This window comes from Limibacillus halophilus (genome assembly GCF_014191775.1).
Classification (GTDB): Bacteria; Pseudomonadota; Alphaproteobacteria; order Kiloniellales; family CECT-8803; genus Limibacillus; species Limibacillus halophilus.
The window spans coordinates 283,044-307,431 of sequence record NZ_JACHXA010000003.1; the positions used below are offsets into that span (position 1 = coordinate 283,044).

Annotated in this window: 25 protein-coding genes; 7 read left to right on the forward strand and 18 right to left on the reverse strand. The window is 59.2% G+C overall.

Going from position 1 to position 24,388, the window contains the following annotated elements; genetic code table 11:
* The first annotated feature begins 114 nt into the window (after positions 1-114).
* From FHR98_RS07190 to FHR98_RS07205, 4 genes are all read left to right on the forward strand, one after another.
* Complete coding sequence (locus tag FHR98_RS07190; protein WP_183415967.1) at positions 115-870, forward strand: NRDE family protein; 756 nt, start codon at positions 115-117, stop codon at positions 868-870.
* 112 nt (positions 871-982) lie between these two features.
* Positions 983-1,744 carry a phosphoribosylaminoimidazolesuccinocarboxamide synthase gene (gene purC, locus FHR98_RS07195; RefSeq protein WP_183415968.1) on the forward strand — a complete coding sequence of 254 codons (762 nt, stop codon included), beginning with the start codon at positions 983-985 and terminating at the stop codon, positions 1,742-1,744.
* Positions 1,745-1,961: 217 nt separating this feature from the next.
* Complete coding sequence (gene rpsD / locus FHR98_RS07200; RefSeq protein WP_183415969.1) at positions 1,962-2,573, forward strand: 30S ribosomal protein S4; 612 nt, start codon at positions 1,962-1,964, stop codon at positions 2,571-2,573.
* A gap of 333 nt (positions 2,574-2,906) precedes the next feature.
* A complete protein-coding gene (locus tag FHR98_RS07205; protein WP_183415970.1) occupies positions 2,907-3,359 on the forward strand; it encodes a hypothetical protein in 453 nt (150 codons plus the stop codon).
* Here FHR98_RS07205 and FHR98_RS07210 read toward each other — a convergent pair.
* From FHR98_RS07210 to betC, 10 genes are all read right to left on the reverse strand, one after another.
* Positions 3,356-3,742: a VOC family protein gene (locus FHR98_RS07210; RefSeq protein ID WP_183415971.1), complete on the reverse strand. Its 387-nt coding sequence runs from the start codon at positions 3,740-3,742 to the stop codon at positions 3,356-3,358. The genes FHR98_RS07205 and FHR98_RS07210 overlap by 4 nt on opposite strands.
* Positions 3,743-3,823: 81 nt before the next feature.
* Positions 3,824-4,162, reverse strand: coding sequence for a Grx4 family monothiol glutaredoxin (gene grxD, locus FHR98_RS07215; RefSeq protein WP_183415972.1), 339 nt, complete (start codon positions 4,160-4,162; stop codon positions 3,824-3,826).
* Between the two features lie 36 nt (positions 4,163-4,198).
* Complete coding sequence (locus FHR98_RS07220; protein ID WP_183415973.1) at positions 4,199-4,435, reverse strand: BolA family protein; 237 nt, start codon at positions 4,433-4,435, stop codon at positions 4,199-4,201.
* 44 nt (positions 4,436-4,479) lie between these two features.
* The gene (gene purL / locus FHR98_RS07225; protein ID WP_183415974.1) at positions 4,480-6,696 is read right to left on the reverse strand and encodes a phosphoribosylformylglycinamidine synthase subunit PurL; all 2,217 of its coding nucleotides are present in this window, start codon (positions 6,694-6,696) and stop codon (positions 4,480-4,482) included.
* On the reverse strand, positions 6,693-7,382 hold the full coding sequence (purQ, locus tag FHR98_RS07230; protein ID WP_183415975.1) for a phosphoribosylformylglycinamidine synthase subunit PurQ: 690 nt from the start codon (positions 7,380-7,382) through the stop codon (positions 6,693-6,695). Before purQ ends, purL begins: the two co-directional genes overlap by 4 nt.
* A complete protein-coding gene (locus FHR98_RS07235) occupies positions 7,382-7,936 on the reverse strand; it encodes a putative glycolipid-binding domain-containing protein (RefSeq protein ID WP_183415976.1) in 555 nt (184 codons plus the stop codon). The genes purQ and FHR98_RS07235 overlap by 1 nt, the downstream gene beginning before the upstream one ends.
* Positions 7,936-8,178, reverse strand: coding sequence for a phosphoribosylformylglycinamidine synthase subunit PurS (purS, locus tag FHR98_RS07240; protein ID WP_183415977.1), 243 nt, complete (start codon positions 8,176-8,178; stop codon positions 7,936-7,938). Before purS ends, FHR98_RS07235 begins: the two co-directional genes overlap by 1 nt.
* Before the next feature lie 93 nt (positions 8,179-8,271).
* A complete protein-coding gene (locus FHR98_RS07245) occupies positions 8,272-9,060 on the reverse strand; it encodes an RNA methyltransferase (RefSeq protein ID WP_183415978.1) in 789 nt (262 codons plus the stop codon).
* Positions 9,061-9,074: 14 nt separating this feature from the next.
* Positions 9,075-10,721 (reverse strand): citramalate synthase, encoded by a 1,647-nt coding sequence (cimA, locus tag FHR98_RS07250; protein ID WP_183415979.1) that lies wholly within the window; start codon positions 10,719-10,721, stop codon positions 9,075-9,077.
* A gap of 136 nt (positions 10,722-10,857) precedes the next feature.
* Positions 10,858-12,378, reverse strand: coding sequence for a choline-sulfatase (gene betC / locus FHR98_RS07255; protein WP_183415980.1), 1,521 nt, complete (start codon positions 12,376-12,378; stop codon positions 10,858-10,860).
* A 156-nt stretch (positions 12,379-12,534) separates the two neighbouring features.
* Between betC and FHR98_RS07260 the strand changes: the two genes are divergently transcribed.
* A complete protein-coding gene (locus FHR98_RS07260; RefSeq protein WP_183415981.1) occupies positions 12,535-13,026 on the forward strand; it encodes a GNAT family N-acetyltransferase in 492 nt (163 codons plus the stop codon).
* Between the two features lie 20 nt (positions 13,027-13,046).
* Here the strand turns inward: FHR98_RS07260 and cysS are convergent, their stop codons facing one another.
* The 4 genes from cysS to FHR98_RS07280 are packed head-to-tail and all read right to left on the reverse strand — an operon-like array spanning position 13,047 to position 18,311.
* Positions 13,047-14,429, reverse strand: a complete 1,383-nt coding sequence (cysS, locus tag FHR98_RS07265; RefSeq protein ID WP_183415982.1) for a cysteine--tRNA ligase — start codon at positions 14,427-14,429, stop codon at positions 13,047-13,049.
* Positions 14,426-15,748, reverse strand: a complete 1,323-nt coding sequence (gltX, locus tag FHR98_RS07270; RefSeq protein WP_183415983.1) for a glutamate--tRNA ligase — start codon at positions 15,746-15,748, stop codon at positions 14,426-14,428. Before gltX ends, cysS begins: the two co-directional genes overlap by 4 nt.
* Positions 15,749-15,786: 38 nt before the next feature.
* Positions 15,787-17,478 carry an NAD+ synthase gene (locus tag FHR98_RS07275; protein WP_183415984.1) on the reverse strand — a complete coding sequence of 564 codons (1,692 nt, stop codon included), beginning with the start codon at positions 17,476-17,478 and terminating at the stop codon, positions 15,787-15,789.
* Positions 17,479-17,483: 5 nt separating this feature from the next.
* The gene (locus tag FHR98_RS07280) at positions 17,484-18,311 is read right to left on the reverse strand and encodes an AraC family transcriptional regulator (protein ID WP_183415985.1); all 828 of its coding nucleotides are present in this window, start codon (positions 18,309-18,311) and stop codon (positions 17,484-17,486) included.
* Positions 18,312-18,399: 88 nt separating this feature from the next.
* Here FHR98_RS07280 and FHR98_RS07285 point away from each other — a divergent pair, with 88 nt between their 5' ends.
* Positions 18,400-19,626: an MFS transporter gene (locus FHR98_RS07285; protein ID WP_183415986.1), complete on the forward strand. Its 1,227-nt coding sequence runs from the start codon at positions 18,400-18,402 to the stop codon at positions 19,624-19,626.
* A gap of 18 nt (positions 19,627-19,644) precedes the next feature.
* On the opposite strand, the gene FHR98_RS07290 is transcribed toward FHR98_RS07285, so the two are convergent.
* The 3 genes from FHR98_RS07290 to FHR98_RS07300 all read right to left on the reverse strand — a co-directional run bounded on the left by FHR98_RS07290 (position 19,645) and on the right by FHR98_RS07300 (position 22,565).
* Positions 19,645-19,827, reverse strand: a complete 183-nt coding sequence (locus tag FHR98_RS07290) for a hypothetical protein (protein ID WP_183415987.1) — start codon at positions 19,825-19,827, stop codon at positions 19,645-19,647.
* A 143-nt stretch (positions 19,828-19,970) separates the two neighbouring features.
* Positions 19,971-21,134: a nicotinate phosphoribosyltransferase gene (locus FHR98_RS07295; RefSeq protein WP_183415988.1), complete on the reverse strand. Its 1,164-nt coding sequence runs from the start codon at positions 21,132-21,134 to the stop codon at positions 19,971-19,973.
* Positions 21,135-21,173: 39 nt separating this feature from the next.
* Positions 21,174-22,565 (reverse strand): class II 3-deoxy-7-phosphoheptulonate synthase, encoded by a 1,392-nt coding sequence (locus FHR98_RS07300; protein WP_183415989.1) that lies wholly within the window; start codon positions 22,563-22,565, stop codon positions 21,174-21,176.
* Between the two features lie 248 nt (positions 22,566-22,813).
* Here FHR98_RS07300 and FHR98_RS07305 point away from each other — a divergent pair, with 248 nt between their 5' ends.
* A complete protein-coding gene (locus tag FHR98_RS07305; RefSeq protein WP_183415990.1) occupies positions 22,814-23,641 on the forward strand; it encodes a hypothetical protein in 828 nt (275 codons plus the stop codon).
* Here FHR98_RS07305 and FHR98_RS07310 read toward each other — a convergent pair.
* Entirely contained in the window at positions 23,634-24,368 is a 735-nt protein-coding gene (locus FHR98_RS07310; protein WP_183415991.1) for a hypothetical protein, read from the reverse strand. The genes FHR98_RS07305 and FHR98_RS07310 overlap by 8 nt on opposite strands.
* Between the last annotated feature and the right edge of the window lie 20 nt (positions 24,369-24,388).

Here is a 24,388-nt window from a genome sequence, read left to right on the forward strand (position 1 = left end):
GAATTGGGTTTATGGCTTTGGATGTAGCTTATAGCGCCTTCGGTGCCCATTTGTGAACCTTGGCTTGCAGGGTCTTAAGCGAATAATGTCGTTGACGAGGGCGAAAGGGCCTTTATGTGTACGCTCGTAATTCTAAGACGACCGGGGACCGATTGGCCCCTGATGCTGGCAGCCAACCGGGACGAAATGGTCGACCGACCCTGGCAGGCGCCGGGCCCTCACTGGTCCGACCGCAAGGACGTGATCGCGGGCCGGGACGCACTATCCGGCGGTAGTTGGCTTGGTATCAATCGTGACGGCGTGGTCGCGGCTGTGTTGAACCGCTATGGCACGCTTGGCCCCGCACCGGGCAAGCGCTCACGCGGTGAACTGGTGCTGGAGGCTCTTGACCACGCCGATGCGGCAACGGCCGCCGCGGCGCTCAGCGAACTCAATCCCGATGCCTACCGGGGTTTCAACCTGGTTATCGCAGACACGCGCCATGCCTTCTGGTTGACCCTGCGGCCGGAAGAATCGGCGATCGAATGCCAGCCCCTGCCGACCGGCCTATCGATGTTGACATCGCGGGAGCTGAACGACCCCGACAGCCCGCGCATCCAACTCTATAAGCCGCAATTTGAAGTCGCACCGGCTCCTGATCCCGACACCGGCGATTGGCGCGCGTGGGAGACGTTGCTGGCCTCGCGCAGCTATGGCGAGGCGGCCGGCCCGGGGGGCGCCATGTGCGTGGAGATGGAAGGCGGCTTCGCCACGGTATCTTCTTCCCTTATCGCCTTAACTGAAAACCCCTCGAAAGACCCCCAATGGCGCTTTTGTCCAGGCCGTCCGGACCGGGAGGCTTTCGAGCCGTTGCCGCTGTTCGAGCGATAGGCGTCAGCCCCGTAAGAACGCGCGTTGTGCGGGGCCACGCGGGTTGCTATACCTCAGCATTGATCTGGCTGGATGAAGCCGACCGAGCCTAAGCGAGGGAAGGATGGAATCGATGCGACGCAGACGCCTTTACGAAGGTAAGGCCAAGATTCTTTATGAAGGCCCCGAGCCCGGCACCATCGTTCAGTATTTCAAGGATGACGCCACAGCCTTCAATGCCCAGAAGAAGGGCACGATCACCGGCAAGGGCGTGCTCAACAACCGCATCTCCGAGTATCTGATGACGCGCCTGGCAGAGATCGGTGTGCCGACGCACTTCATCCGCCGTTTGAATATGCGCGAACAATTGGTTCGCGAGGTCGAGATCGTGCCACTGGAGATCATCGTCCGCAATCTCGCCGCAGGGTCTTTCGCGCAGCGTTTCAAGGTCGAGGAAGGCACGGCCCTGCCCCGCCCGATCATCGAATACTGCTACAAGAACGACGAGTTGGGCGACCCATTGGTGGCAGAAGAACATATCGCCGCCTTCGGTTGGGCGACCGCCCAGGATCTGGATGACATCATCCAACTGACAATGCGGATCAACGACTTCCTATCCGGCCTTTTCATCGGCATCGGCCTCAAGCTTGTGGATTTCAAGATCGAGTTCGGCAGACTTTGGGATAATGACGAGATGCGTATCGTCCTAGCTGACGAAATCAGCCCCGATTCCTGCCGTTTGTGGGACCTCAAGACCAATGAGAAAATGGATAAGGATCGCTTCCGACGAGACCTGGGCGGCGTAGAGGAGGCTTACCAGGAAGTCGCCCGCCGTCTGGGCGTCCTACCTGAAGCGGGCCCCTCCGACGCGCCGGCGCCGCAGACCATTCAGTAATCCAATCGACGGGATTGAGGTTTACTGCCGTAAAAAAGCCCTTCCGACCACCTCGGCGGGTTTGACTTTGTCGCAGAATTCCTTTATTTCCGCGCCTTCACTCCCGGGAATGTGGGACAGCCTCATGAAGCTGCACCCCGCTCAAGGTCCGAAGGAAACGACGAACCGAGAGACTACCGGGACAACAACGCTCTGATTTAACAGGAGGATTGCAGGCATGGGTAAGCGCCTAGCATCAAAGTACAAGATCGACCGACGCCTTGGCGTCAACCTCTGGGGTCGCCCCAAGAGCCCCTTCAACAAGCGCGAATACCGTCCCGGTGAGCACGGCCAGCGCCGCCGCAAGCCGACCGACTACGGCACGCAGCTGATGGCCAAGCAGAAGCTCAAGGGCTACTACGGCAACATCGGTGAGAAACAGTTCCGCCGGTACTTCGACGAGGCATCGCGCCGCAAGGGCAATACCGCCGAGAACCTGATCGAGCTTTTGGAGCGCCGTCTCGACGCGGTCGTCTACCGCGCCAAGTTCGTGCCGACCGTGTTCGCCGCTCGTCAGTTCGTCAACCATGGACACGTCCTGGTGAACGGCAAGCGCGTCAACATCTCTTCCTACATGGTAAAGGACGAGGACATCATCGAAGTGCGCCAGAAGAGCCGCCAGATGATTATGGTCCTGGAAGCGTCCGGTTCGCCCGAACGCGAAGTTCCCGACTACATCGAGGTCGACCACAACCAGATGAAGGCACGCTTTATCCGCGGTCCGCAGTTGGCCGACGTGCCCTACCCGGTTCACATGGAACCGAACCTCGTCATCGAGTATTACAGCTAACAATCTTTCCGATTTTGGCTTTCGAAAAGCCGGTCCTACGGGGCCGGCTTTTTTCGTTCTCGATTCTTTTCTCTTGCTATCTTAGCGCGATATATTATCCTCAACCACGTCCTATGATGGCTTCCCTATAGGAACGATCTTTCCCTGGGAAGGCTGATTGGAAAGCACCGATGGGGGTGACTGCGTTTCACCATCTGCCCCCACAGTGATCCCATCGGCATCACTTAACCGGCTCATTCGTGAGCCGGTTTTCTTTCTTCTCAAGCTGGCATGAACTAACGGGAAATTTTTAGGCGAAAGGTTTCTCTACAATAAAATCAAAAGGAGTCTGATATGGAAATGATTGGCAGCATTTTATCAGTTCTTTCTCCATTTTTAGTCGCAGTAATTGCTTTCTTAGGCTGGCTTCTTAGAAATACTATTGAGCAAAAAAGGGAATTAGAAAGAAAACTATCAGATAAAAAATATCAAACTTATGAAAAACTGCTTGGATCATTGCTATCTATCACACATAAATTTGGCAAATCTCAAGATAAAAAAATAATAGAAGCCGTAAAATTTATGTATGAGTCTCAAAAAGAAATACTAATTCTTGCTCCGGATAGTGTATATTTGGCACTATTAGATTTTATTAGATATGATAAGAAAGAGAATGATAATGAAAACAAACAGCTAGAAAACCTTAGCAAGTTAATTATAGAAATAAGAAAAGATATGCTTTATTCGAAAACTCAGCTAAATAGCAGTAGCATATTAAGAATGTTGGTTACTGATTCAGAGCACTAAATATTAAAATTACTTTGTGTTTCCTGAAAGGTCACCTCGACCTTGTTGCCGTCGGGATCACGCAGGAAAAGCTGAGTCCAGCCGAACCCCGGTATTATGTTCGCGTTGTAGTTGATCTCGGCCTTCTCAAGCGCCTCGCGAAAGGCCGGCAAATCTTCCGCCATAAAGGCAAAGTGCTCGATTCGCGGCGTCGGCGCATCCGGCGTATCTGAGACCTCAACGAGGTGCACCACCGGCCGGTCGCCGAGATAGAACCAAGCGCCGCCGAAAGTGAAATCCGGACGTGGTCCCTCCCGCAAACCCAATACCTCACCATAGAAGCGCCGCAACTCGTCCAGTCTGCCGGTGCGCAGATTCACATGGTCAAGATATTTGAGGGTCATGCTCGAACGCCTCCGGTTATAGAAAGGCCGGCAAACCCGTAAAGGTCACCGGCCTTCTCAAAACAAAGAGCGAGAATTCGATCAGGCCGCGTTTTGCGTATCGATGCCTTTATCCTGCAGGAACTGCTGCAGTTCGCCGGACTGGAACATCTCGCGGACGATATCACAGCCACCGACGAATTCGCCCTTCACATAGAGCTGCGGCACGGTCGGCCAACTTGAAAAATCCTTGATGCCCTGGCGCAAACCGGGATCTTCCAACACGTTGATGCCCTTGAAGCGGACACCAAGATGGCTCAACACCTGAACCACGGCGGCGGAAAAGCCGCACTGTGGAAAAACGGGCGTACCCTTCATGAACAACACAACGTCGTTCTCTTTGATGTCTTGTTGAATTCTCTCGGCTACCGGCGTGTTCATCGGTCGCTCACTCCTTTTATTTTCGTCTGGTGCCGCTCAAGCCTCGGGTGTCGAGGTCTGCAGCGCCAGCGCATGCAATTCATTGCCCATGCGTCCCTGCAGGGCCTGATAGATCATCTGATGTTGCTGGACGCGTGTCTTGCCTCTGAACGCCTCCGACACGACGTAGGCCGCATAGTGATCGCCGTCGCCGCGCAGATCTTCGATCGTCACGGTTGCGTCCGGCAAGGCATCCTTGATCAGCTTTTTGATCTCTCCAGCGTCCATCGCCATGAAGTCGCTTCCCTTTTCCGTTCTCGGTTGTCCCTGGTTCGGGTCTAAAGGCCCGCGGCCATATAGCCAGGGAACCAATCTTCGTGAGCGCGCCTCAGTTCCGCAAGCGATATGGTGAAGCTGTCGCCTGCTTTCAACGTATCGCCGCCACTACGGCCAACGAGAGTCGCCGAAACGCCCGCCTCGCGCGCCGCAGTCAAAACGTCATCGGCATCACGGGTCGCCACAAGATAGCGTCCCTGGTCCTCGCCGAACAGCCATGCCGCCAGCGATGCGCTGTTTGTCGCAGACAAGTCAAGCTCTGCGCCGGTGTTACCGGCTAGCGCCATCTCCGCCAATGCGATCAGGAACCCGCCATCCGAAAGGTCATGACAGGCCGCCAACCTGCCCGAGCCGACGAGAGACAGAACCAACTCGCCGGTCCTGCGCTCCAATGCCAGATCGACCGGCGGCGGCGCGCCGGCGGCGCGGCCATGCAGTTCGCGCTGATAAAGCGACTGGCCAAGCTCACCGCGTGTCTCGCCCAAGAGCACCAGCGCCAAACCCGGTTCAGACAAGGCGATGCCGCAGGTCCGTTCGATATCATCGACGAGACCGACCATGCCGATGACCGGCGTCGGCAGAATAGCCTGGCCATTGGTTTCGTTGTAGAGCGAGACATTGCCGGACACGATCGGCGTATCCAGCGCACGGCAAGCCGCGCCCATGCCCTGAACGCAACCGACAAGCTGACCCATGATCCTTGGTCGCTGGGGATTGCCGAAGTTGAGATTATTGGTCGCCGCCAAGGGGCGCGCGCCCGTCGCCACCAGATTGCGGTAGGCCTCGGCCACGGCCTGCGCACCGCCGGTTTCCGGATGCGCCTTGCAATAGCGTGGCGTGCAGTCGGTGGTGATCGCGAGCGCACGGTTGCTGTTGTGAATGCGCACCAATGCCGCATCGCCGCCGGGCCGTCCATGCCCCAGCGTATCGCCCATGACCATGTGGTCATACTGCTCCCACACCCAGCGGCGCGACGCCAGATCCGGGCTTCCCAGCAACTGCTTGAGCGCCTGACCGTAATCGGCCGGTTCCGGCAAGGAGTTTGCTGCGACCTTTGGCGGCAGCGGCGTTGCCTCATGCGGACGATCGTACTCCGGACTGGCTTCCGCCAGAGGGTCGATCGGCAGATCGCCGACGACCTTGCCTCCGAACGTCAGAACCATGCGGCCCGTATCGGTCAAGCGACCGATGACGGCGAAATCCAGGTCCCACTTCTCGAAGATCGCCTGTGCCTCAGCTTCGCGGCCGGGCTTTAGGACCATCAACATGCGTTCTTGGCTCTCAGACAGCATCATCTCATAGGGAATCATGCCCTCTTCCCGGCAGGGAACCTTATCCAGGTCCAACTCCACGCCCGTGCCGCCTTTCGAGGCCATCTCGAAAGACGAGGACGTCAGGCCCGCCGCCCCCATATCCTGAATGGCGACGATCATGTCGGTGGCCATCAACTCCAGGCAGGCCTCGATCAACAACTTCTCGGTGAAGGGGTCGCCGACTTGAACCGTCGGCCGCTTCTCGTCGGAATCCTCGTCGAACTCGGCAGAGGCCATCGTCGCGCCGTGAATACCGTCGCGCCCGGTCTTGGAGCCGACATAGACGACCGGATTTCCGATACCCGTCGCCTTGGAATAGAAGATACGGTCGGCGGGTGCGATACCGACGGTCATGGCGTTGACCAGGATGTTGCCGTTGTAAGCAGGGTCGAAATTGACCTCCCCGCCCACGGTCGGCACGCCGACGCAGTTGCCGTATCCGCCGATGCCCGCGACGACGCCTGCCACCAGGTGCCGGGTCTTGGGGTGATCGGGCTCTCCAAACCGCAAAGCGTTCAAGTTTGCAACCGGACGCGCACCCATGGTGAAAACATCGCGCAGGATGCCACCGACGCCGGTCGCGGCACCTTGATAGGGTTCGATGAAGCTTGGGTGGTTGTGGCTCTCGATCTTGAAGACCACGGCCAAGCCTTCGCCGATATCCACGACGCCTGCGTTCTCACCGGGGCCCTGAATCACTTGTGGGCCGTCGACCGGCAGGGTTTTCAGCCATTTCTTGGAGGATTTGTAGGAGCAGTGCTCGGACCACATGACCGAGAAGATACCCAACTCCAACAGATTGGGTTCGCGACCCATGATCTGCAGGACGCGATCATACTCTTCCGGCGACAGACCATGCTCGGCAACGATCTCCGGGGTCATGGCGGGTTCGTTCGGCAAGCTCATGAAAGCGCCTCCACAAGGCCATCGAAAAGGGGGCGCCCGTCGATGCCGCCCAACAGCGGATCGGCCAGACGCTCGGGGTGCGGCATCAGGCCCAGCACCGTCTTGGTTTCGTTGTAGACACCGGCGATATCTTCCAGAGACCCGTTCGGGTTGGCATCAGCCGCCGCGCCACCGTCCGGCGCGCAATAGGAGAACGCGATTTGGTCACGCTCGCGCATCGCAGCGAGCGTTTCGGCCTCCACGAAGTAGTTGCCGTCATGGTGCGCCACCGGCACGCGGATCACCTGTCCGGCTTCATACTTGTTGGTGAAAACCGTTTGGCTGGTTTCGACCTTGAGATGAACATCCCGGCAGACAAAGTTGAGCGAAGCGTTGCGCATCAGTGCGCCCGGCAGCAGCCCGCTTTCGCAGAGCACCTGAAAGCCGTTGCAGATGCCCATGGTCGGAACGCCGGCCTTGGCGCGCCTGACCACTTCCTTCATGACCGGCGAACGCGCCGCCATGGCGCCGCAACGCAAGTAGTCTCCAAAGGAAAAGCCGCCGGGCAGAACCATCAGATCCACCTCGTCGAAATCGGCGTCTTTATGCCAGACCATGAGCGGTTCGCGCCCCATGGACTGTCTGAGCGCAACCTGAACATCCCGGTCGCAATTCGAACCCGGGAAGACAATGACGGCGGCCTTCATCACGGAAATACCCTCCGAAAGGTCTCTGGATAGTCTCGTACCAGCCCATCGTCATCGACGGGCAACTCGGCCTTGAAATCGCGAAACAGGCCCTCGTAGAGATAGCGGCCCTCGCCCAATCGGCGATAGCGCTGCTCGGCAACGCGTGGCTCTAGCGAGGGTAAGGGCAGATAAACCACCCGAATGTCTATAGGGCTGTCGCCCACAAAGGGCAGACGGCGAATTGGCAGCGTGTTGGTGAAGGGGGTCACCTGAATGTCAATCTCGTAACAGCCCTGGAACTGCGGCGCGGCTTTACCGTTCATTGTCCAATTGCCTGCGCCGTCGGCCTCCAACAACAATCTCGCCCCACCTTCAACCGCAATCTCGGCGCGACGCAGGCACCAAGCGGCATCCACCTGGATCGAATAGCCAATCCGCAGCGCCTCACCATCGAGCACACGCACTATCGCGCCATTGGCTTCGGACTCCACCTCCGACTGGCGCAGCCGAAGGTGCTCGAAGCCAGGGTCCGACAGTGGGACCCAGCAGACCTCGCTGGTCCGCAGGCTCATCATCCCTCCAGTTCGATGCGGTAATTCTCGATCACCGTGTTGGCGAGCAGCTTCTCGCACATGTCCCGAACACTGGCCTCGGCCTTGCCCGGATCGCTTTCCTCCAGATTCAACTCAATGAGCTTGCCTTGACGCACCTCATCGACGCCGGAGAAACCGAGACTGCCCAGGGCGTGTTGAATTGCCTTGCCCTGTGGGTCGAGAACACCGGACTTCAGGGTCACGAATACTTTGACTTTCATGGGGGTGGCCACCTGCAAAACATCATAGGGGTTGGCTTGGCGCGGAACTTACCCTCGCACCCCGAGTCTGGCAAGGGCCGAAGCGCGCTTGTCTCAGCCCTTTTTCATACCTTTTCGCCGCTGCCGCGCCTCGATCAGGGCCGAAACGATCCCATGCAGCGTCCGCACATCCTGTTGGGTCGGCTCCAGGCGATTCACGAGTGAGCGCAGGTTACGCAGCATGGCTTGGCGCTTATGCTCCGGCCAGAAGAAATTGACCGTGTCCAGCTCGTCGACAAGACGCTCGAAAAAAGCATCTATCTCACCGTGGTCGGCAGGTGGCGTGTGGCCTACCTCGCGCCTGTCCTCCGGCGTATCGTCGCCGGACTGGTACCACTCGTAGCCAATCACCAGCACTGCCTGAGCCAGGTTCAGGGAACTGAAGGAAGGATTGAGCGGCACCTCGATTACCGTGTCGGCCAGCGCTACTTCATCGCTTTCCAGACCCGTGCGCTCCGGCCCGAAGACAAGGGCCGTTTTCATGCCGTCAGCAATCTGCTGGCGGAGCTGCCTTACCGCGGCCTTGGGTGTCATGATCTGCTTGATCATCTCGCGCTGGCGGGCCGTGGTCACATAGACCTTGTGGCAATCCTCAAGGGCCGCCGTCACACTGTTGTAAAGCTTGGCAGCCTGCAGGATTGGCAAGGCGCCGGAAGCTGGCGCCGCCGAAGCCTCGTTGGGCCATCCGTCGCGCGGCTCCACCAACCGCAATTCGCCCAGGCCGCAGTTCATCATGGCACGGGCAACCATGCCGATGTTCTCGCCAAGCTGCGGGCGCACCAGCACGACAACCGGGTTGCGGTCCAAAACGACATCGGGGCGGGATCGGTCGGTACCGGCCATCGTCCTATCGCGCCCTAATTGCGCGCCGCGGCCGACTTGGGCCCCAAAGGCTCGACACCGGCCTTGAACAATCGCCAGCTATAGCTGTCCTCCAGCGCCGTAAAGGAGGCCTCGACAATGTTGGGAGATACGCCCAGGGTCGTCCAGCGCTGACCATCCGGCGCAGCGCTCTCGATCATGACGCGAGTCACCGCCCGAGTTCCTTCCTGAGGTGTCAGAATACGCACCTTGTAGTCGGACAACGCCATGCCTTCGAGCACCGGGTAGGCCCAGACCAGCGCCTTGCGGAGGGCCACATCGAGAGCATTGACCGGGCCGTTGCCGCTGGCCACCTCGTGGCGCAACTGGCCGCCGACCTCGACGGTCACGGTCGCCTCGCTTTCGGTAATCAGATCACCGCGCGCATTCCAACGGCGATCATCCATGAGGCGAAACCGCTCCATGCGAAAATAATCCGGCACCTCGCCCAGACGGCGACGGGCGAGAAGTTCGAAAGACGCTTCCGCACCGTCGAATGAGTAGCCCTGGCTTTCCAGGTCCTTCACCTCTTCCAGCAAGCGATTGACGCGCTTGTCTCCGGCTTCCAACTCCAGGCCGATCTCGCGGAAACGCGCCAGAAAATTGGAGCGCCCGGCCTGATCGGAGACCACGATGTGCCGCTGATTGCCGACGATCTCCGGGTCGATGTGCTCGTAGGTGCGCGGATCCTTCTCCACCGCGGAAACATGCAGGCCGCCCTTGTGGGCGAAAGCCGAATCCCCGACATAGGGCTGATGGCGGTTCGGTGCACGGTTCAGACGATCATCGAGCAATCGCGATACGTGTGTCAGATGGCCCAACTGCGTGTTGCTAACGCCGATGTTGAAATCGCTTTTCAAGGCCAAGGAGGCGATGAGCGAGATGGTATTGGCGTTGCCGCAGCGCTCACCCAGTCCGTTGAGCGTTCCTTGCACTTGTCGCGCGCCCGCCCAAAGGGCGGCCAGGGAATTCGCCACGGCGTTTTCGGTGTCGTTGTGGCAGTGGATGCCCAAACGCGCACCCGGCACCTGCTTGGCAACCTCGGCGACAATCTCCGACACCTCGTGGGGCAAGGTGCCGCCATTGGTGTCGCAAAGCACGATCCAGCGCGCGCCCCCGGCATCAGCAGCCTTCACGCAAGCCAGGGCGTATTCCGGATTGGCCTTGAAGCCGTCGAAGAAATGCTCCGCATCAAACATCGCCTCAGACTTGCGACTCTTCGCGAAGGCGATGGAGTCCTCGATCATCTTCAGATTTTCTTGCCGGTCGATCTCCAGCGCCACATCAACGTGGAAATCCCAGGCCTTACCCACCATGCAAAGCGCATCGGCCTTCGAATTGACGAGCGCAGCCAAACCCGGGTCATTCTCCGCGCTCCGGCCCGGACGGCGTGTCATACCGAAGGCGACGAGTTTTGCATTCTTGAAGCTTGGCGGTTCCGCAAAAAAGCGATCATCCGTCGGGTTCGCACCGGGCCAACCACCCTCGACATAATCGACGCCCAGGTCATCGAGCGCGCGCGCAATGGCGATTTTGTCGGCAACACCGAAATCGACCCCTTGCGTCTGCGCGCCGTCGCGTAGCGTTGTATCAAAGATATGAACGCGCCTCTCGTCGTTCCTACCGTCGTCATTCCCGGCCATCGTCTGTCTCTCTATCCCGCCTATGTGGCTCCCTTGATCGCAAGGGCGCTCTCCCCCGTGCCTCTTTAGAGCGCAGAGCCGGGGGCAAGGTCAATGGCCCAGCGCCATATCGGCGAGACGGCAATGGTTCCGGTAATCATTCGGTCCTCGGCCAACGCGCATCGCCTTCTACGTCGTCTAGGTCGCGATGGTTCCGCATATAGCGCTCACTCGCATCGACGAGCGGCTGGAAATCCCAAGGCAGGCGCTCGCCTTGGGAAAGCGCCTGATAGACCAGACGACGGCGGCGCTGGCTGTCCAGAACCTGATCGCGCAAGCCTTCCGCATCCCAACGGGTCGCCGCCTCTTCTCGAAAAGCAGCGAGCGTTGCGGCCGCGTTCGGGTCTTCCGCCAGGTTGTTGAGTTCATGAGGATCAGCTTCCAGATCGAAAAGCTGATCGGGGTCCGGCGCCGTGGCAATGTACTTGAAACGCCCCCTGCGAATCATGAAGAGCGGCGCAATCGCCCCCTCCCCGCAATACTCGCCCAGGACTTCGTCGTGGCCGCCGGAGCCCGATAGATGTCCCTGTAGGCTGCGCCCGTCGATCTCGGTGGCGTAGTCCGGCGCCTTACCGTCGCCCGCCAGTTCCGCCAGTGTCGGCAACAGATCGACCAAAGAAACGGAGGAGGACACCTGCCCCGGCCGGATGCCGGGCCCGGCGATCATCAAGGGGATTCGCGATGAAGGCTCGAACCAGCTCATCTTGTACCAAAGGCCGCGCTCTCCAAGCATGTCGCCGTGATCCCCTGAAAAGACGATATAGGTATCGCGGGCCACACCGATCTGGTCGAGTACCGACAGCAAGCGGCCAATCTTGTCGTCCAGGTAGGAAATCGCACCATAGTAAGCGCGTCGCGCGGCGCGCACTTTGTCCTCGGGGATGTCCAACCCCTCCAGCGCATAAACATGGCGCAAGCGCTTGGAGTGCGGATCGAGGTCCTTCGGATCGATTTTAACCTGCGGCATATCGATTTCATCGTCGCTGTAACGCCGCCAGTAGTCCCAACCGATAGCATAGGGATCGTGCGGGTGGGTGAAAGACACCGTCAAGGCAAAGGGCCGCTCATCGTTTCCGCGCACCCAATCATAAAGCCAGCGCTCGGCGTTGAATCCCACCTCGTCATCGAAGTCCAACTGGTTGCTCCGCACGCAGGGTCCGGCATTCAGGACAGAGGCCATGTTATGGTACCAGCTTGGCCGGGTTTCGAAATTTTCCCAGTCGCAGAACCAACCATAATCCGCCGGATAGATATCGGTGGTCAGGCGCTCCTCGAAGCCATGCAACTGATCAGGTCCGCAAAAATGCATCTTCCCCGAAAGGGCGGTGCGATACCCGGCATGTCGCAGATAATGCGCGAACGTCGGACGATCTGCGGCGAGATCACAGGCATTGTCGAAGGCGCCAATAGCCTTGGGCAAACGTCCGGTCATCATCGAAAAGCGCGACGGTGCGCACAGTGGCGCATTGCAATAGGCGCTATCGAAAAGGACCGAACGCTCTGCAAGCGCATCCAGATGCGGTGAGCGCACAACCTTGCCTCCATAACTCGGCAAGACCCCAGGCGTCATCTGATCGACCATGATGAAAAGAATGTTGGCTGCCTTGCCACTCGGCATCGCTGCGTCCTCCAGGTTCGTAAGAACCGGCAAAAGGGTGCTTGTGGAACGAATTACCCTTTTTTCATTCTGCCACAGGCTATAATCGCGACTCGAACAAAAGCGACCAGCAACCGCGAAAAGAAACCAATGGAACTACTAACTAAAAGACTTCGCTTGAGGGGCCCGAGGGACAGCGATCTGAAACCGCTGCTACACGCCATGAACGATTGGCGCGTCATTCAATGGTTCGACAGTCTGCCCTACCCGCATCACGAAGCGGACGGCGAAGTCTGGTTGCGCGCCGTCATCGACAACCTGAACGGACCGGAACCTGGCATGTTCCTGGTTGCCGATATCAACAGCGATGACCTGATCGGCGCAGCAACCCTGGAGCGCAAAGAAGGCAGCACGCGCTTTTATCTTGGATACTGGATCGCGCCGCGTTACTGGGGCCAGGGTTACGCCAGCGAAGCCTGCCGCCCCCTGACCGAGTACGCTCACGATCATCTGAAGCTGAATGAACTCTTCGCCGCGGTAGCGCCGCACAACGCCGCCTCGAAACGGGTTCTCAGCAAGCTCCTGTTCGAAGAGTTTTCGAGCGAGGAACGCGAGGGCACGCGCGCCGGTCACCACCGCATGTTGCTTTACCGTCGCAAACTGGAATGATCGCTACCAGAAAGAGGAAGTCAGGCCCGCCGCCAGGTGGTGCCCTGCGGTCCGTCCTCAAGCAGAATGCCCCGCGCCGTCAGTTTATCCCTGATGCGATCCGCCGCCGCGAAGTCCCGCGCCTTTCTGGCCGCTAGACGCTCGGCAATCAAGGCATCGATTTCAGCGGCCTCATCATCGCCTACATCGCCCTTGAACCAAGCAACAGGGTCACACTCAAGCAGGCCCATCAACCGAGCACTCGCGAGGAACTTATCCCGGGCGGGTAAGGAATCTCTTTCCCAACCACTACTTGCAGGCTGAACTTCACTGTAAAGCTCATGAAGCGAGCTAATTGCCTTTGGGGTATTGAGATCATCACAAAGGGCAGAAATGGTTACCGCGCTTGGTTCATTTGATTCAATAGAATGTTTATTTAACTTCATGATTTGCATATAAAATTTATCAAGCTGCGCTTTGCATTCTTCCAGCTTCTCGCGCGTGATGTCGAGCGGTTGGCGGTAGTGACCGGACAGCAGCGCAAGACGGATCACCTCGCCATGCCAGCCTTCGTCCAGCAAGGCGCGCGCAGTGAAGAAATTGCCCAGTGACTTCGACATCTTCTCGCCGTTAACGACGACGTAGCCGTTGTGCATCCAAATATTGGCGAAAGGTGCATGGTTGGCGCAGGTCGATTGCGCGATCTCGTTCTCGTGGTGCGGAAAGATCAAGTCCGCGCCGCCGCCGTGGATATCGAAGGTCACCCCCAGGTGTTCCTTGGCCATGGCGGAGCACTCGATATGCCAGCCCGGCCGCCCCTTGCCCCAGGGGCTGTCCCAGCCGGGTTGATCGTCCGTCGAGGGTTTCCAGAGAATGAAGTCGGCAGGGTCGCGCTTATAGGGCGCCACCTCGACCCGGGCGCCCGCGATCATTTCGTCGCGGTCCCGGCGCGATAGCTGCCCGTAGTTGGCGTCAGACCGGACCGCAAAGAGCACGTGTCCCTCGGCTGCATAGGCATGGCCCTCGGCGATAAGGGTCTCAATCATGGCGACCATCTGTGGAATGTGCGCCGTGCAGCGCGGTTCAACCGTGGGCGGCAACGCCCCGAGCGCTGCCATGTCGGTCTGATAGGCCAGGGTGGTGCGTTTGGTTATGCTCTCGATCGGCTCGCCCGTTTCCTGGGAAGCCTTGATGATCTTGTCGTCCACGTCGGTGATATTGCGCGCGTAAGTGACGTGCTCGGCCCCATAGACCTGGCGGAGCAGCCGAAACAGCACGTCAAAAACCACTGCCGGGCGCGCGTTGCCAATATGCGCGGTGTCATAGACCGTCGGCCCGCAGACGTACATCCGCACGTTCTTGGGATCGATCGGCACGAGCTCCTCCTCGCGCCGCTGCAAGGTGTTGTAAAGCCGGATGGTCACGCCTTCTCCCCTCTCAACCGCCGTGCCGCCTTGTCATGCCCGATCAGAGGTAGCAAGGACTTCAGTTCGGGTCCATGCTCACGCCCCGTCAGCGCCAGCCTGAGCGGCAAGAACAGGCCCTTTCCTTTCCGTCCTGTCGCGGCCTTGACGGCAGCCGTCCAGTGCCCCCAGGTTTCCGCATTCCAAGGTTCGGGCGGCAAGCGCTCGGCGGCATCGGCCAGGAAGCCTTCGTCATCGCCTAGGACCGGCTCCACCTGACCGTGGCAAATAGCCAGCCAATCCTCGGCATCGGCCAGTTTGGTGAGGTTGGGACGGATCGCCAGCCAGTCTGCCTCGGTCAGGCCGGAAAGACGCCCCGCGACATCGGCAAAGGGCATGACGTGCAATAGGCGGGCGTTCAAATGCTCCAACTCCGCCGGATCGAATTTGGGCGCTGCGCGTCCAAAACGCGTGAGGTCGAAACCGGCGGCCAAGGCCTCCAGGGTAGCGGTCGGCTCTGCTGCATCGGGCGTGCCCAAAGCCGCCAGATAGCAGTTGATGGTCATGGCCTCCAGCCCAGCTGCCTTCAAGGATTCCAAGCTGAGGCTGCCTAGGCGTTTGGAGAGACCCCTGCCCTCGGCATCGGTTAGCAAAGAGAGGTGCGCGAAAGTAGGAACAGCCGCACCCAAGGCTTGGAACAGCTGAATTTGAACTGCAGTATTGGCGACATGATCCTCGCCGCGCAGCACGTGGGTCACATGCAGTTCGGCGTCATCCACAACCGAGGAAAGAGTGTAGAGCGGCCGCCCGTCCTCGCGGATCAAAACCGGGTCCGACAGGTTGTGGCCTTCGAAATGTTGGGGGCCACGCACCAGGTCGTTCCACTCGATCGAATCGGGTGCCAGCTTGAAGCGCCAGTGCGGACGCCGACCCTCTGCCTCCAGCGCCGCGCGCGCAGCGTCATCGAGCTTCAAGGCGGCACGATCATAGAGCGGTGGTCTGCCCGCAGCGAGCTGCGCCTTGCGCTTGAGCGACAATTCCTCCGCAGTCTCGTAACAGGGATAGAGACGGCCCGCTGCCTTGAGCGCTTCTACCGCCGCATCATAGCGGTCCATGCGGTCGGATTGGCGCGCAAAGGCGTCCCATTCCAAACCAAGCCATGTCAGGTCCCGCTCGATGGCTTGGGCAAACCGTTCCTCGGAACGCTCCGTATCGGTATCATCGAGACGAAGCAGGAACTGCCCTCCCGCCGCCTTCGCCAGCAACCAGTTCAGGAGGGCGATACGCGCATTTCCGACATGCAAAAGCCCTGTCGGGCTTGGGGCGAAACGAACTTTCACGAGATTCTCTGCTCCCCTCGGGCCTGTTCGTGCAGACTCTAGTATGGCCCTTTATAGGCATTGGTGATGGGATACCGACGATCGCGACCGAATGACTTCGGCGTGATCTTTACCCCTGGTGGCGCCTGACGGCGCTTGTATTCAGCGTTTTCTAACATGCGCCAGACCCGGTTGACGACCGCCCGGTCGTGCCCCTTGGCCACCAGATCGCCGACACCTGCCTCGCTCTCGATCAATCCCGCCAGGATGGCATCGAGTTCGTCGTAGCTTGGCAGGGTATCCTGATCGGTCTGATTGGGCTTCAATTCGGCAGTCGGAGGCTTGGTGATGATACGATCAGGGATCACCTGGCCTTCCGGCCCCAATGCGCCGGGCGGGCGATGATCGTTGCGCCAGCGCGCCAACCTGAAAACCTGAGTCTTGTAAACGTCCTTTAGAACGTTGTAGCCGCCGCACATATCGCCGTAGAGCGTTGCATAGCCCACCGACATCTCGGACTTGTTGCCGGTCGACAATACCATGTGCCCCAGTTTGTTCGACAGGGCCATCAGGGTCAGGCCGCGTGATCGCGCTTGGATGTTCTCCTCGGTCGTATCGGCCTGTCGCTCGGCGAACAGGGGCGCCAGCATTTCGCCGAATGCCGTCATCGCCGGTTCGATGGAAATCTCATCCAGCCGAACACCCAGACGCTTTGAACAGTCCGCAGCATCCTCCAGGCTTTCCCGGCTTGTATAGGGTGAGGGCATCATCACGCAATGCACTCGCTCCGCGCCCAATGCATCGACCGCGACCGCGGCCGAAAGCGCGGAATCAATGCCACCGGACATGCCAATGAGCACGCCCGGGAAGCCGTTCTTGGTGACATAGTCGCGCAAGCCCAAGGTCAAGGCGCGGTAAACCGCGTCATCACCCTCGGGACCGGGTTCGCAGTGCCCTTGGGTGCAGTGCCAGCGCTCCTCCTCGTCCCGTTCCCAGGTCGTAAAGGCCAGATGTTCTTCGAAAGAAGGAAGTTGCGCGACTAAGCCGCAATCAGGATTGAGGGCAAAGGAGCCGCCGTCGAAAACCAACTCATCCTGGCCTCCGACCATGTTTACGTATAAGGCGGCAAGACCGCTCTCGGTCACCCGTTGGACACCGAGATTTAACCTTACATCCGTCTTGCTGGTCTCGTAAGGGCTGGCATTGATCGACACCAGCAACTCCGCACCGGACTCCTCCAGACATTCGGAAACCTCGGCGGTCCAGAAGTCCTCGCAAACCATCAAGCCCAGGCGCAAGCCGCGAAAGCTGACAGGGCCCGGCAGCGGTCCAGGGGTAAAGACCCGCGCGTCGTCGAAAACGCCGTAGTTCGGCAGGTCATATTTATACCGCACGGCCTTTATCTCACCGCTGTCGAGCAGCAAGGCGGCGTTAAATATTTTGCCGCGCAGGGGCGCTTTATTCTGGCCCCAGTCGTCCATCCAGGGAGCGCCGACGATGAGGCCCGGTCCGCCATCGCCTGTCGCCAGCGCCAAGCGGCGAACCGCTTGCTTGACGGCCGCCATGAACTGCGCCTTCAACACCAGGTCTTCAGGCGGGTAACCCGTCACTGATAGTTCGGGCGTTACCAGCAGATGAGCGCCTTTGACCGTTGCCTGCATGCGGTGGTCGAGAATCTTGGCGACGTTGCCTTCCAGGTCCCCGACATGCGCATTCAGTTGGGCCAGCGCGATGATGAAATGGTCTGTCATGCCCCCTAATTACGCGCTGTCTTTGTCTGCGGCAAGCCGCCATGACGCGCCGCGAACTGTCCGGGGGACTCTCCCATGGCTTCGCCAAACATCGCAATGAAGGCGGAGGGGCTTTCATAGCCTACGGCAAAGGCCACCGAGGTCACCGCCTCACCCTCGCTCAGCAGGGTTATCGCGGTCTGCAGCCTAAGCTGGCGCCGCCACTCTCCGAAGCTCTGACCGGTTTCACTTTTAAAGAGCCGCTCGAGCGTCCGTTGGCTGGCTCCGGTCATCCTCACCCAGTCAGCCAGCCCCCTGCGATCTCCCGGATCGTCGAGCAAGCCGTCCACGATGGGCTTCAAACGAGGTTCGCCCGGCAGGGAAAGATGCAGGTCAACCGTCGGCGCCAACCGGAGTTCATTGAGCAGGACAACCGCAAGGCTCGACTGACCGGAACCGGAGTCATAGTTCTGCTCGCGTTCCAGAAAGGCCAGAATCAATTCGCGCAGCAATCCAGAAACCGCCAGCACGCAGCACTCGTCTTGCAAGCCCGGTGAGCCGCGCTCCACATGCAAGGATCGAAAGGCCAAGCCGGGCGAATGGGTAACGCGGTGCGTAGTGCCGGAAGGCAGCCACACAGCCCGCTGCGGCGGCGCCAACCAAAGACCGCGTTTGGTTTCCACCTGAAGAACGCCCCGGGCCGCATAGAGTAGTTGCCCGAAGCGATGCTCATGCCAATCAACAATCTCCGGACGATCGTAATCGATCCGCATACCGATCACCGGGCGCTCCAAAGTAGGCGCCGGGAGGGATTCGCTGGCTGGCCGCGTGATAGAAGCCGCTTGACGTTTCATCGATATAGATTGACCGAATGCCGATAGACCGACAAGTCCTGACTGAGTAGATTGCCTTCAAACCTGAACCTGGAAAGCTGAACTCGCCATGCTCGACCGCCTCGCCGGTATCGTTCGCACCTTTCGATCGCAGGGACTTCGTTCCCCGGAATCGCTGCTGTTGCTTATGGGCGCCGCCGTCCCCCTTTCCTTCGCCGTATGGCAAGCGTTGTTGAACAACTTCGCAATCGAGAAAGCGGCCTTTACCGGTGCCGAGATCGGCATCTTGCAGAGCCTTCGGGAGGTCCCCGGCTTTCTCGCTTTCACGGCGGTGTTTGTGCTTTTGCTATTGCGCGAGCAGCCCTTTGCGTTGCTATCCATCGCCCTGCTCGGCATCGGCACGGCGGCGACCGGGTTCTTTCCGACGGTAATCGGGCTCTACCTGACCACGATCGTCATGTCGGTCGGGTATCACTACAACGAAACCATCCAGCAAAGTTTGGCATTGCAATGGGTCGGCAAGGAACGCGCACCGCTCGTGTTGGGCCGTGTGATCGCGGCCGCGAGCTTCACCTCGCTGATCGCTTACGGTTTGATGTGGGCAGCCTTCGACTTTTTCGACGCCAATTATACCGCCGTCTACCTGATTGGCGGCGGCGGCTCCGTCGCCATTGCCGTCTTTGCCTGGTTCTTCTATCCGCAGTTCCCGGCCAAGGTGGAGCAGCACAAAAAGCTGATCTTCCGGCAGCGCTACTGGCTCTATTACGGCCTCACCTTCCTTTCGGGTGCCCGGCGGCAGATTTTCATCGTCTTCGCGGGCTTCATGATGGTCGAGAAGTTCGGCTATTCAGTGGCCAATATCACCCTGTTATTCCTCATCAACTACGCTGCCAACATTTGGCTGGCACCCGCCATTGGGCGGCTGATCCAGCGCTGGGGCGAGCGTAAGGCCCTGACCTTGGAATACATCGGTCTAATTGTGGTCTTCACCTCTTACGCTTTCGTCACTGACCCGACGATCGCTGCTGGGCTCTATGTGATAGACCATCTGTTCTTCGCTATGGCGATCGCAATCAAGACCTATTTCCAGAAGATTGCCGATCCGCGCGATATCGCTCCCACTGCGGCGGTTTCCTTCACCATCAACCATATCGCAGCGGTCGTTCTACCCGTGTTGTTGGGATACGTCTGGCTCGTCAGCCCCAGCGCGGTTTTCCTGGTGGGTACCGGTTTCGCCGTCGGTTCCCTGCTCCTCACTCAACTGATTCCTATGGACCCGCAGGCCGGCCAGGAAACCGTCCTGACACGCCGGGGCGGCGTACAACCGGCTGAGTAGCAAACGCCGTCCAGACCCTCAAGGATCGATCATGTTTCTGTTGAGGCGTGTTTGGACGAAGGACCATTCGTCGATGCCGGGAGTGATGGCCGGGTGGTCAAGCAGTTTGAGGGCGACTAGGGCCTTGTCCAGCGCAACCTGATGGGCCTGCCAGGCCTGAGGATCGTCCGCCAGCGGCCCGCTCCCCCACTCCGACGACATTGCCCTGGCTGTCCCTCAAGCGGGTGCGGAAGGGCGGCATCGGCTGGTTCGACGGCGCAGCATTCGGCGGAATCGCTTGCGCTACCGGTGGAGACGCGAAGGTGCGCCAATCCGAGTGCAGACCCCAAAGGACGGCTGTATCGCTACTTACGGAATAGGAACTCGCGGCCCAGTTTCACGCGAGGTTCGCCATCGTATTCGATGATATCAGCGGTGGCGTAGGTCTCTGACCAGCGGTCGGGCAGGTAAGACCCGGTCCCTACCACATCCAGGGGAACCCCGGCTTCGGCCATGACCTTGCACTTGGCGGGACTAAAGCCCGAGGAGGCGACAATCTTGACCGCCGGGAACCCCGCTTCATCAAGCGCCTCACGTAGCCGCCATACGGCGGCGGCGGAAACACCCGCTCCCACCAAGTATCGCAGTTCTTCTTCATTTCGGTAGCCGCGTATTGCCGTCGGACAATTACGCTCCAGCACCGCATAGGACCCAGCAGGATCCAGCCCTTCCATGAAACGGCTGCCTGGCACGTCCAGCCGCACCGACAGAGTGCCCGCGGCGGCACGCTCCGGAAAGCGCTTGCAGACCACAAGGCTGTCCGTGATTTCCTGGCCGAAATAATCGACCAAGACCGTCATGGGTTCATCCGGATAGGTCTCGTCATACATCTCGGCGGCCCGCAAAGTCGACCCGGCATAGCCGATCAAGCCGTGGGGCATCGTTCCTTTGCCGTTGCTCTGGCCAAAGAAGTGCGCGGTTGCATCGGTCGCGTTTGCACTAAATCCGATGGCGCCGACCTTGCGGCGGGCGCGTGCGGACCCCACCGAGGCAGCGTAAGCCATCAACTCAGCCATCTCCGTGCCCGCGCAGTGCCGGGCGTCCATGGCCAGGAAGGTGACCTTCGGCAAGTCGGCGCACATGGTGTAGGCGTTGTAGGCGGCAACACAAGCCGGCCCCAGCTTCATCAACAAGAGGGTTTCCAGATCCGACAGCTTCGACAAGGGTCCTGTGATGTAGAGCAGCGGCTCACCGGCACCGACCCATTTACCCTCCTCGTAGCGCAGGTCGATCTCAACAGAGAACCCGCGCGCCGCAGCGATGCTGTTTAACCAATCAATCGCTATACGCGGCGCCGAGACAACCGGCCGCCGCATGAAGAGGGCATAGGTCGCCGTTACGTCGCCGAATTTTTCGACGATCTTGCGGGTTCGTCGGAAATACTGATCCGTCCAATCGCCAACCTCTGCATCCCCCGGCCAAGACTGTCCGAGCGTGCTACCAACCTTACCGCTGCCATCTGCGGGCATAGCGTCGTCTCCCTATCGGGCGGAGAGGAAATCCAGAACTTACTGAGCGGCGGCGAAACGATCTGTACCTTCGGCCATCGCGTTGCGCTCTTCCTTCAGCTGTTCGGCAATCAGGAACGCCAGTTCAAGTGCCTGGCTGGCGTTGAGGCGCGGGTCGCAGTAGGTGTGATACCTTGCACTAAGGCCGTCCTCGCTGATCGCTTGCGCGCCACCCAGGCATTCGGTGACATCCTGCCCAGTCATCTCGAAATGGACACCACCTGCGTAGGTACCCTCAGCCTTATGCACTGCAAAGAAGCCGCGTACCTCACTCAAAATTCGATCGAAAGGCCGGGTCTTGAAACCGGTTGAGGACTTGATGGTATTGCCATGCATCGGATCGCAGGACCAGACCACCTGGAAGCCCTCGCGTTTGACGGCGCGCACCAGCGCAGGAAGCTTTTCCTCGACTTGCTCATGGCCCATGCGAGCGATTAGCGTCAGTCGCCCGGCATCGTTCTTGGGATTCAAAACCTCGATCAAGCGCAAGAGATCATCGGAATCCATGCTGGGTCCGCATTTCAAGCCCAACGGGTTCTCGACACCACGCAGGAACTCCACATGCGCCTCATCCGCCTTGCGGGTTCTGTCGCCGATCCACAGGAAATGCGCAGAACAGTCGTAAGACCGGCCGGTCAGGCTGTCGACGCGGGTCAAGGCTTGCTCATAGGGCAGCAACAGCGCTTCGTGGCTCGTGAAGAAATCAGTCTCGCGAAGCTGCGTGGCCGTTTCCGGTGTCAGCCCACATGCCGCCATGAAGGCCATTGTCTCGTCAATTCGCTGCGCAAGCGCCTCATAGCGCTCGCCTTGCGGACTGCCCGACACGAACTCCAGGTTCCAACCATGCACCTTGTGCAAATCGGCAAAGCCGCCTTGCGCGAACGCCCGTAAAAGGTTCAAGGTCGCCGCAGCCTGGTTGTAGGCCTGGATCATGCGCTGCGGATCGGGGATCCGGGATTCCGGGGTAAAGGCAATATCGTTGATGATGTCACCACGATAGCTCGGCAACTCAACGCCATCGATTACCTCGGTGTCAGCAGAGCGTGGCTTGGCGAACTGCCCAGCCATGCGGCCCACCTTGACGACGGGACAGGCAGCGCCAAAGGTCAAGACGACCGCCATCTGCAGCAGAACCCGAAAGGTATCGCGAATGTTGTTGGCGCGAAAATCGGCGAAGGCCTCCGCGCAGTCACCACCCTGGAGCAGAAAAGCGTCGCCCTGGGCCACTTTGGCGAGCTGGGCGCGCAGCAGACGCGCCTCGCCAGCGAATACCAACGGCGGATAGCTCGCTAATTTCGCTTCAACATCGGCGAGCGCCGCGGCGTCAGGATAGGTCGGAACCTGACGAATTGGCTTATCCCGCCAGGACTGCGGACTCCATGTCGCTACCATCGAACGTCTTTCACCTTTCTCGGTTTGCACCCCGAAACGGGTGCCAGAGCCGCTGTTTTACCGCCGCAAGCCCTGCTAATCCAATAAAAAGCTCAATAAATGCCAAGTTCCCTTGACCAGCGGGTGCCCAAGGGTTCTATCCTTGTTGCCAAGCCGTAACTGGCAATTGAGAATTTTGGCGTGAGAATCAAGCAAAAGCGATGTTCGGGAAGAGACGGTTTTTAATTAACGCACAAGGGAAAAGCTGTTTGCTTTTCCAGGATCGACGCGGAAAGGTCGTCGAGAGCCTGCCGTCTGCCAAAAAGCCCCCGGCCGACCAACCCATGATCGAAACGGCAATTCATGAAGAAGGCTGGGTCGCAGTAGAGGTCGATGGCGACAGCGGGGAAACCGAAATCAGCCTCGACGTCTCGAAAATCGCCCCCAATGCGCTTATCGGCGCAGGCAATATGTTGATCTCCCAGCCGACGGGCCCGGTGCGCTTGCGCTGTTTCGGCGCCGATTGGACCGAGACGGTCTTCAAAGCTGGGTCGGAAGCTGCAGCAGGTCTTTTACAAGCCGTTTCCGCCGGCATGGATGACGTCGGTCGTCAGCGGTTCACAACCAACCATGTCGATTTCTCCTCGCTCAAGGAGGATCAGAAAGACGCCTGCGAGAGTCTGTTCAAGCTTTTCGAGTTCTGGCGCGACCGGGCGTTTGCTTTCGACACCTCCGTGCTGGATTTCCTCCGTGCCCAAGGTCTTTTCGAGCGCTCCACTTTGGTGGAGCCCGATAGCGGAACATTGGGCGGTGTGTTTCTCTTCACCGGCCCTGGCTTCAAGCTCTACGGCAGCGATTGGCCACAGCACAGCATGGGGCTGCCGGTGACAGAGCAACCGGACCCGGTCTATGGCCGTTGGGTCGGCCAGACCTATGAGCGCCTGTTCCGCAGCAATGCCCCGGAAATGGTGCAGGTGGATGCAACCATCATGTCCTATCCCCTGCATGCTCCCCGGCGGTCATACATCTGTGCCAGGCTACCCTGGACCGCCGGAGAGCAACGACTCATTCTATCAGCCTCGGTTCTGCTTAACTGAGAACCTCAAGGCTCTTTGCCATATCCCTTTCGAGTTCCTGGCGCGGTTTAGACAAAAGATAGAGTTGCACATCACCAAAGAAACAATTCCGCCAGTCGATGATCGGCTCAACCCGGCTGTACCCGTAGTTGGCAACAACGCCCTTTTCAACGAGCGCCGGCACCGCTAGTGCGCAGGTTATGTCAGTATCCCAGAAATGGAATCCGAAGGTACGGGACAACAGCGGCACAAGCTTGGCCAAGCCGGTTCCTCTGACCTGCGGATGGAACCAAGCATTGCCGCTGTAGCAAACCAAACCGCTCACCCGTTCCGCGGAAGGCGCGGTGCAGGTAATCATCTCCTCCGGGAAAGCTGACGCCTGGGGGTCGGCATAAACAAAACGAAGACTTTCGGCTTCGATCTTAAAATTGGTGTCCTGCCAGTCATAAAGTTTGGCACATTGAGCACCCACAAATGTTCCTTCACGATCCCTCAGGCAAAGCCAAAATGCCCGGTCGGGGCCAACGTCACTGACACGGGGGTCGAACATAGGGGTCAGCGGATACCAGCCCCGATCTTCGTGCTTCTGATTGTAATCCAGCAACGCAGCGAAGTCCGTTTCCAACGTCACGGAAATACCCAAGTTGGCAAGTTTCTTATGCAACGCCTCGATCAACGCCAAGGCATCAGGTTCCCGCGTTACGATAGGATCGAGACGGACATCATCGGATAAAAATAGATCAGGCATAGCATCCTCCTGGATAAGGT